This window comes from Rhizorhabdus sp., assembly GCF_018006725.1.
In the GTDB taxonomy this organism is placed as follows: domain Bacteria; phylum Pseudomonadota; class Alphaproteobacteria; order Sphingomonadales; family Sphingomonadaceae; genus Rhizorhabdus.
The window spans coordinates 1-8,121 of sequence record NZ_JAGMXV010000205.1; the positions used below are offsets into that span (position 1 = coordinate 1).

8 protein-coding genes and 1 pseudogene are annotated in these 8,121 nt (G+C 63.3%); 6 read left to right on the forward strand and 3 right to left on the reverse strand.

All coding sequences use genetic code 11. From position 1 onward, the window contains the following. The 3 genes from KAY22_RS21120 to KAY22_RS21130 form a co-directional block, all read left to right on the forward strand. On the forward strand, nt 1–454 hold a 454-nt coding region (locus KAY22_RS21120; RefSeq protein ID WP_296625211.1), incomplete at its 5' end, for a DUF6118 family protein. Beyond that, nucleotides 454–723, forward strand: a complete 270-nt coding sequence (locus KAY22_RS21125; RefSeq protein ID WP_010339208.1) for a DUF1971 domain-containing protein — start codon at nt 454–456, stop codon at nt 721–723. The genes KAY22_RS21120 and KAY22_RS21125, both read left to right, overlap by 1 nt. 8 nt (nt 724–731) lie before the next feature. Further along, nucleotides 732–2,027: a serpin family protein gene (locus tag KAY22_RS21130; RefSeq protein WP_230190404.1), complete on the forward strand. Its 1,296-nt coding sequence runs from the start codon at nt 732–734 to the stop codon at nt 2,025–2,027. 6 nt (nt 2,028–2,033) lie between these two features. Here KAY22_RS21130 and KAY22_RS21135 read toward each other — a convergent pair whose 3' ends face one another. Continuing rightward, on the reverse strand, nt 2,034–2,210 hold the full coding sequence (locus KAY22_RS21135; protein WP_156367391.1) for a hypothetical protein: 177 nt from the start codon (nt 2,208–2,210) through the stop codon (nt 2,034–2,036). A 517-nt stretch (nt 2,211–2,727) separates the two neighbouring features. Here KAY22_RS21135 and KAY22_RS21140 point away from each other — a divergent pair. Further along, entirely contained in the window at nt 2,728–2,991 is a 264-nt protein-coding gene (locus tag KAY22_RS21140) for a WGR domain-containing protein (RefSeq protein ID WP_296625212.1), read from the forward strand. 516 nt (nt 2,992–3,507) lie between these two features. Next, the gene (locus tag KAY22_RS21145) at nt 3,508–3,846 is read left to right on the forward strand and encodes an RNA polymerase sigma factor (RefSeq protein ID WP_230190403.1); all 339 of its coding nucleotides are present in this window, start codon (nt 3,508–3,510) and stop codon (nt 3,844–3,846) included. Nucleotides 3,847–3,881: 35 nt separating this feature from the next. On the opposite strand, the gene KAY22_RS21150 is transcribed toward KAY22_RS21145, so the two are convergent. Together KAY22_RS21150 and KAY22_RS21155 are read right to left on the reverse strand one after the other, a co-directional pair. Further along, a complete protein-coding gene (locus KAY22_RS21150; protein ID WP_026109286.1) occupies nt 3,882–5,255 on the reverse strand; it encodes a hypothetical protein in 1,374 nt (457 codons plus the stop codon). Beyond that, complete coding sequence (locus tag KAY22_RS21155; RefSeq protein ID WP_017501669.1) at nt 5,256–5,825, reverse strand: recombinase family protein; 570 nt, start codon at nt 5,823–5,825, stop codon at nt 5,256–5,258. 140 nt (nt 5,826–5,965) lie between these two features. Between KAY22_RS21155 and KAY22_RS27995 the strand changes: the two are divergent. Then, nucleotides 5,966–8,002, forward strand: a pseudogene (locus KAY22_RS27995) (Tn3 family transposase); the annotation flags it as partial. Between the last annotated feature and the right edge of the window lie 119 nt (nt 8,003–8,121).

An 8,121-nucleotide genomic window follows, 5' to 3' on the forward strand; every position in this document is an offset into this window, starting at 1 on the left:
CAATCGAGCGGCGGCCGACCTTCGCAGCGCCGATCATGCCGCCCTCGCCACCGCCACCAACGAGATGAAACAGCAGGGGCGCGAGCTGCGCACCGTCGTTCAATCGGCGCTGACGGCGCGGGATCAGAAGGACCGTCAACTATGGTTCGGGTTGAGCGGGTTGCTTATCGGCATCCTCTTCTGGTCCTTCCTTCCCGGTATGGTCGCGCGCGAGATCGCGCCGGCGAGCTGGCAATGGCCCGAACGCATGGCGACGCGGGCTCTTGCCGAGGCGACACCGTGGGATGCCGGGCAGCATTTGATGGCGAGCGCGTCACCGGCGAGCTGGGAGGCGATCGTCGCGGCCGACAGGTTGCTGCGCGACAATCGTGAAAAGATCGAAGGATGCCGGCAAGCGGCAAGGAAGGCGGATCAGCCGGTGCGATGCACGATCCAGGTGGGAGTGAAGAGATAATGGTGATTCCCTACCGCTCGACGCCCATATTCGATGAGGCGACATTGCCCGCTGCCCTGCGCTCCGAACATCGCACCAAGGCCGGTGTGTGGGGCGTGATCCGGGTCATCGAAGGGAGATTGAAGCTCACCTATCTCGACCCGGCCTCGGAGGTGGTCCTTACACCTGACCGGCCAGGGCTGATCTTGCCCGAACAGCCGCATTTCGTGGAACCGCTCGGAGCCATGCGGATGCAGGTCGATTTCTACGATCAGCAGCCAAGCCTTTAGGGAGAGCCATGCCTAAAACAGCCTTGTCATACCCGCTTCTTGCCATCCTCGCGCTTGGTGGCTGTGCGACGCGCGACCCGGCACCGAGTCCCGGCTCGCTTCCTACAAGCCTGTCCCGGCCCGACGCCGAGGCTTTGCCGCATGACCTGACCTATGGCGCGGCGTTAATGACCGTCAAGGTCTACCCGCACCTGGCAGCGAAGGCCGATGCAAACGCCAATCTGTTCATCTCCCCGGTCAGCTTGTCGCAGGGCCTGGGGCTCGCCTACCTTGGCGCGCGGGGCGCCACGCGCGAGGAGATTGGCCGCGTGCTTGGTTGGGATTCGTCCCGCAACGTCCCTGCGCTCATCAAATCCTACAATGCCCAGCTTAACGACACCGGCGATGCCGATACCGCGCTCGGCATCGCGAACGCGCTGTGGCTGGCGAAGGGATTGCCGGTCCGGGACGAGTATGTCGCCGAGGCGCATGCCGGCTTCGGAGCGGCTCCGGAAACCGTCGATTATGCTGGTGATCCCACCGGAGCGGCCGAGCGGATCAATGGCTGGGTTTCGCGCGAGACGAAGGGCAGGATTTCGGAGATCGTCTCTCCGAGCGGCTTCGGGGATGACACCGCCGCTGTGCTGACCAACGCGCTTTACTTCAAGGCGAAGTGGCAGGTGCCGTTCGAGGAGACGGAAACGCGGTCCTTCACGCGTGGCGACGGCACGCGCATCCCGATCACGATGATGAAGCGGATTGGCCGGTTCGACTACCGCGAGACCCGGGAAGGGCAAGCGATCGCGCTGCCTTATGGTCGCAACGGTCGTTTCGTGATGGAGATTTTCCTGCCACGTGACGCGGCAACCCTGCGCCGCTGGGAGCGTGAGCTGAAGGGTGTCGATTTCTTCGCCGGCGAGCAGGGCGGCAATGATCGTTTCGACCTGTCCGCGGAGCAGGCTCGCGAGATGCGGATCGTTCTGCCCCGCTTCGAAGCGAGGTTCGATGAGAGCGTGAAGGCAGCGCTGATCGCAGCGGGCATGCCAAGCGCCTTCGACCAGCAGCGTGCGGACCTGTCGGGGCTCGCCAGCGGTGCGCGCCTCGCGATCGATGACGTGGCGCACGCGACCTTCCTGCGCGTCGATGAGGAGGGCACCGAGGCGGCGGCGGCAACCGCAGTCAAGATCGTCGTGACCAGTGCGCGGATAGAGCCTCAGGTGCCGGAGATGGTGGTCGATCGTCCTTTCCTTGCCACCCTGCGAGACCGAAAGAGCGGCGCGGTGCTGTTTTTCGGGCGCATCGCCGATCCGACAGCGATTCCATAGGCGCACTCAGGCCATGCTCCGTTCAGCCGTGCGGGCGTAGCCTCCCGGTATGATGATGGTGTCGCTATCGCGAGCGATCGGCACGGCTCTGGCCGGTGCGGCGTTGAGCGCGTCCACGCCCGCCATGGCGTGCTCCTGCATCCTGCCCGACAATATCGAGGCAGCGGGACGCGCGGCGTTCACCAAAGCCGATCTTGTTGGTGAGTTGGAGATAGGGCGGGCGCCGGTGACGGCACCGCGCAGTTTCTGGTGCGGGTCGGACGGACGAGCACGACCATGGTTCAGGCCCGGGCATAAGATCGAGCAGAGCCGCCCCGCGCGCGTTATCAGCATCACGAAGGGCCGCGTCTCGGGACCAATTCGCATCCGCACCAGTCCGGTGATGAACATAGGTGGCCGGTGCGGAATGACCGGGAATAGCTGCCAGGTGTCTCTCGGCCGAAGCACCGTTCGGACCGGCCCCATGCTGTTTCGGCGTGTTGCGCCGGGCACCTATGAACCCTTGGACGTTTGCACCCAGTCGGCGTTCACCACCTGGCTCGAACAGCGCCAGAAGCGTCGCGCACTCCCGCAGACGCGGTAACGCTTCGAGGAACCATCGATTTCTTGAATCACCGGCGTGCCATTGATTCAAGAAAGTCGCCGGACTTGGAGAGGCATAATTCGTAGGCTCCGCGCCATGAATGGCGCGAACCTGTCCTTGCCCGAGCCGATCGAGCTGGTGGCGCTCGATCCGGCGCGCAACATCCGCCGGCGCTACAGCATCACCGCGAGCCTCGATCTTTTCGGCATGATCGTTGTGGAAACCCGCTGGGGCCGGATCGGCTCACACGGCCAGGCCCAGCGGCACGCCTTCATCGATCGCGCGGCGGCCGACCGCCACATTGCCGCGACCCTGCGGCGGCGCGGCACGGCCGAAACCCGGATCGGAGTGCCTTACAAGCCGGTGCCCACCGAGATTTGAGCCGCCACCGCCACATCGGCTGCTTGAAGAAACCGGCCGGTGCTACGGCCAGCATGTTGCCGGCTCAAGCGGCGCATCCTCTCCTGGACGACAGCCCTGGCGACCATCGGCCGACCGTAGCGCTCCGCATTCTAGCCGGAAATGGTTCAGCGGGACAGGATGCCGGCGGTCCCTTGCACGTCTGGCGTTCGCCTGTGAGCGCTACGGCGGCGATGGTCATGGCGCGCTCGCGTCGAAATGGACGCTCTGGAAAAGCCTCGTGCCAGATCTTCTCGGCCATCGATGCAAGCTCCTGCGGCGTCGGCGGCCGAGCCTCACGAATGCACGCTATCAAGGCGCGCGGGAACAGGCGCTCCATCGTCTCTCTCCGATCGCGATATGGGAGCCTTATAGCACGGGCGCAGCCCCGATCGACCGGGACGGGACGAAGCGGGCCTTGAAGCGGTCTGGCCGGAAACATCGGCGCCCGCACCCTATATCGCTTGAGGGGCAGGAGAGCCCTGCCCGGAGAATGAGATGCCGTCCGATATACCTGCCCGTGTTCCCTTGCCGATCGCCATGCCCGACAATGCGTTCGGAGCAGCGCTGATCGAGCAGGCGGCGTCGCTCAGCGCCTATGCGCGGCGACTGACTGGAGGGGGCGCCGATGCCGACGACCTTCTGCAGGACACCATGCTTCGGTGCTGGACCGCGCGCGCCAGCTTCGCGGCGGGAACAAGCCTCGCCGCCTGGACCCGGACCGTGATGAAGAACTGCTTTCTCACCGGTCGTCGCCGCGCCCGCTTTCACGCCGACCTGCCCGAGGATGCGCGCGACCGGAGGGCATCGCGTGGATGGTACGCCAGACAACGCTAAGCCCGAACAATACCAGAACGGCGATGTGAGGGCGGTCAACGGCGGAAGTCGATCAGCCCCAGCTCTTGCCACATCCACGTAAAATCATAGGTGGCCATTGGCTCGCCAGTCCCGGATTTTGCCGCACCATTCTCTATATATTTTAGCCAGTCGGCAACTTTCGCCCGGCCTGCCTTTGTACGGGCCAAAGCCCGCGGTGTCTTGTTGCCGAGGGCGGGCACCGCTTCATCAAGCGTTTTGGTATATTCGCGTGTCAGCATCTCATGAACGATGCGCTCCCTTTCGTCCGACGGGATATCGAGCGGCTCTTCCTGCGGAGCGCGGGCGGCGTCATCGGCCATGAACTGGGCCATAGTCCGAATTTCGGTCATAGGTGTGCTCACGCAATCACCGAGCCATTCGCGCATCTGCGTGATCGCTTGCTCCGCGCGGGCGGCGCTATTGACCTCAACGATCAGTTTGCGACCCACCAGTTCGACATTGGCAAAAACAGGTGTGCCGTCCTCCATGGTTGTCACAAAAGCCTGCCCGCCTTTGGTCGTTCGTGGTTTCCTGTTCTTCGTCACTGGCGCCAGCCAGTTCCAGAACGTATCGCTCGCAGGTTCCAGCCATTGCGCCGCGTTCAGCCTGCGAACCACGCTCTTGCCGATCACGCCCTTCGCCAGGGGGAACACGATACGGTGGAACACAAGATCATCGCCATCGGCATTGACCATTTCCGGCACGCTGCCGGACATGGCCTTGCCCAGACAATCAAGCAGCCAGATATTGGTGAAAATCGGACCTGACGCTTTTAGGAGGCCCTCCCTTTCGGGAGGGGACAGTCGGTCAGTACCTGGCCCATCGTCTTCAAGTTGGGAAAAGGCCTCGATCACTCGCCCGGCGCCGTCCGCGCTGAACGGTAATAAGGCGCCGGAAATCCCATGGCGGCCATTCACCTCGATGACCCGTGCGGCGATCTTGTCCCAGTTAACAAGGGTCTGCGTTGCGCTATGTTCGCGCACCGTGACCGGCGCAATATCGCGCAGAAGATCCCGCAAGGTCATCGACTGCCCGGGGACGACCTCGCTAACCTCATAGAGCGACATCACCGTATCGCGCAGTGCGCGCATGTAAGCCTTGTTCGGCGCTTTCTCGTTCCAGCCCCGGCGCTTGAGATACTCATCGACGAGATTGAGGCCTTCAGGCTCGAGTTCCTGTGTGAGCAAGTCTTCGAAAGCACAGCCCCACAGCTGCGCCTCCCAATGATCGCCGATGATGTCGAATATATCATCAGGCTCAAGATCCATCGCATCGCAGGCCGGGCCAAGATGCGCGACGAGCATCTCGTCCATCATCTCGTCCCAGGGCGCACGGCCCAAGTACTTCATCAATCCGGAAAGATCGTGAGCGGATTTCGGTCTGGACATTCAGGCAGGCCTTTCCACGCCAAGGCGGCGCATTTCGCGATAGATAGTCGATCGGCCGATGCCGAGTTGCCGCGCCGCTTCGGTCGGCGAGATACGGGCTTCAACCAGTTTGATCGCGGCATCCACCTTGGACATGTCGAGCGGCTGACGGCCAGGCTGCTTGCCCTTGGCGCGTGCGGCAGCGATGCCGTCCCTGGTCCGCTCGGAAATCAGCCGTCGCTCGAAATGGGCAATGGCCCCGAACACATGGAAGATGAGTTCGCCGGCGGCCGACGATGTGTCGATCTTTTCCTCAAGACTCAGAAGAGCGATGCCCTGGCCGCGTAGCGTCTCGACCGTGGCGAGCAATTCGGCCAACGAGCGCCCGAGCCGATCGAGGCGGACCACCGCTAGGGTATCACCCTTACGCGCATAGGCGATCAGTTCGGCCAGACCGGGCCGCTCCATGCTCTTGCCCGACATGACGTCGGTAAACACCTTGATGGCGCCCGCCTTCTCCAGTCGCATGGTTTGGCCCGAAACATCCTGATCGCCGGTGCTGACGCGGGCATAGCCCAGAATATCGCCCATGCCGTGCGTCTCCCCAACGGTCGTTCTCTGGACGCTATGAAGGGCGACCGCTTTGCCCAATCCATGTCCGTCCACATACTATGTCTCTTTACTCATGGCTGTCCATAGGCACAGATGACCTTTTGTGGACGGGAATCGGCATGACGAAGCGCAAGCATCAACTCCTGACCGAGAGCGAGCGCGACCAGATCCTCGCCATCCCGACTGATCGCGACCACTTGGCACGGCTCTACACCTTCGAGCCTTCGGATATCGAGATCATCGGCGCGCGACGGGAGCAACGGAACCAGTTGGGCGTCGCGCTGCAACTCGCGCTCTTGCGGCACCCGGGCATCACGCTTGCGCAGTTGATACAGGACAGGGGAGCGATACCCCATGATCTCGCCGCCTTCGTCGCGGAGCAACTTGGACTGCACGTAACCGACCTGGCCAACTATGCGGCGCGAGATCAGACAATGACGGATCATGCCCGTGTGTTGGCGGTGCGCTTGGGACTTCGGGGGGCGACCCGCGCCGATATTCCCTTCATGATCGAAGCGGCCGCGAAAACGGCATGGGCGACCGACAAGGGGATGACGATCGCGACCGGCGTCGCCACCGCCCTTCGCGAGGTCCGGATTCTGTTGCCGTCCATCTCCACCATCGAACGCGCCAGCAGCGCGGGACGTGCGCGTGCCCGTAAGCAGGCCGCCTATGCCCTGATCGCCGATCTCAGCGCCGAACAGGTCCACGCCCTCGACCAGCTCTTTGACGACGCCGACGGCATGAGCCAGCTTGCTTTGCTCAAGACCATTCCCGTCGCGGCCAAACCCGATCACATCCGCCAGATTCTCGACCGCCTGTGGCAAGTGCGGAAGATCGGCATTTCTCCCGACGTAGCTGGCCGCATCCATGGGGACCGATTTCGGCAATATGTCAGGGAAGGCCGCGCTTCGCCTGCCTATATGATCGAGCGATATATCCCCTCCCGCCGGCGCGCCACGCTTGTTGCTTTCCTGCTCGACCTCGAAGAACGGCTGACTGACAGCGCTCTGGAGATGGCGGACAAGCTGATCGGCAGCATCTTCACCCGCGCGAAGAACGCCCAGGCGCGCAGCTATGCCACCACGTCGAAGAACGTCGCGCGGCTGATGCTGATCTTTCGCAGGACGATCGACGCACTCACCGATGCAGTCGATACCGGCGAAGATCCGATAGAGGCCCTGGACGCTTCGGTCGGGTAGAACACCCTCCTGAAGGCCAGACCAGAAGTAGCGACGATCGCGGAAACCGCGAGCCTCGACCCGTTGACGGTCGCGGCCGATCGCTATGCGACGTTGCGTAAGTTCGCCCCTGATCTGCTTGAAGCGCTCCAGTTCAGGGCGGGAAAGGGCAGCGCGAAGACGATCGCCGCTGTCGAGATGCTGCGCGACCTCAACAGGTCGGGCAAACGCGATCTGCCTCCCGACGCTCCGATGCCCTTCCGCAAGGAATGGCGGAAAATCGTTGTTGGCGATGACGGCAAGATCAACCGGAGGCTTTGGGAGATCGCAACGATCGCGCATCTGCGCAACAAATTGCGGTCCGGGGATGTCTGGGTGGAGCGATCGGCGGGATACCGCCGGTTCGACAGCTACCTGCTCAGCGATCCGAAGGCCAAGCCGATCGTATCGGCTCTTGGCCTGCCACCCACAGCCAGCGAATGGCTCGAACAGCGGGGCCGCGAACTGGACTGGCGGCTGAAGAAATTCGCCCAGCGCCTGAAGCGCGACGCTCTGGAAGGTGTGCGGTTCCGCGACGGCCGCCTCCAGATATCGCCGATACGCACGATCGCGACACCCGATGCCGAAGTACTGGCTGACCGGCTCGATGCCATGATGCCACGCATCCGCATCACCGAGCTGCTGCATGAGGTGGCGCAGGAAACCGGCTTTCTCGCAGCGTTCACCAACCTGCGCACCGGCGAGGCGTGCCCCAATGAAAACGCGCTGCTCGCCACGATCCTCGCCGACGCAACCAATCTCGGCCTGTCGCGCATGGCGGCCGCGAGCCAGGGCGTCACGCGCGATCAGCTCCTGTGGACCCATGACGCCTATATCCGCGATGACAGCTACCGAGCGGCGCTGGCCGTCCTCATCAACGCGCACCACCGCCTGCCATTTTCGCGGGTCTGGGGCGACGGCGCCACGTCCAGCTCCGCATGGTTCCCGACTGACCGAAGCGCTTCCACGACGACGCTCGTCAGCGCGAGGCCGAATGGAGCTTTCGATACGGCGCCAATATAGGACATCCGATCAAGTCTTTCCTCCTGCTCGCG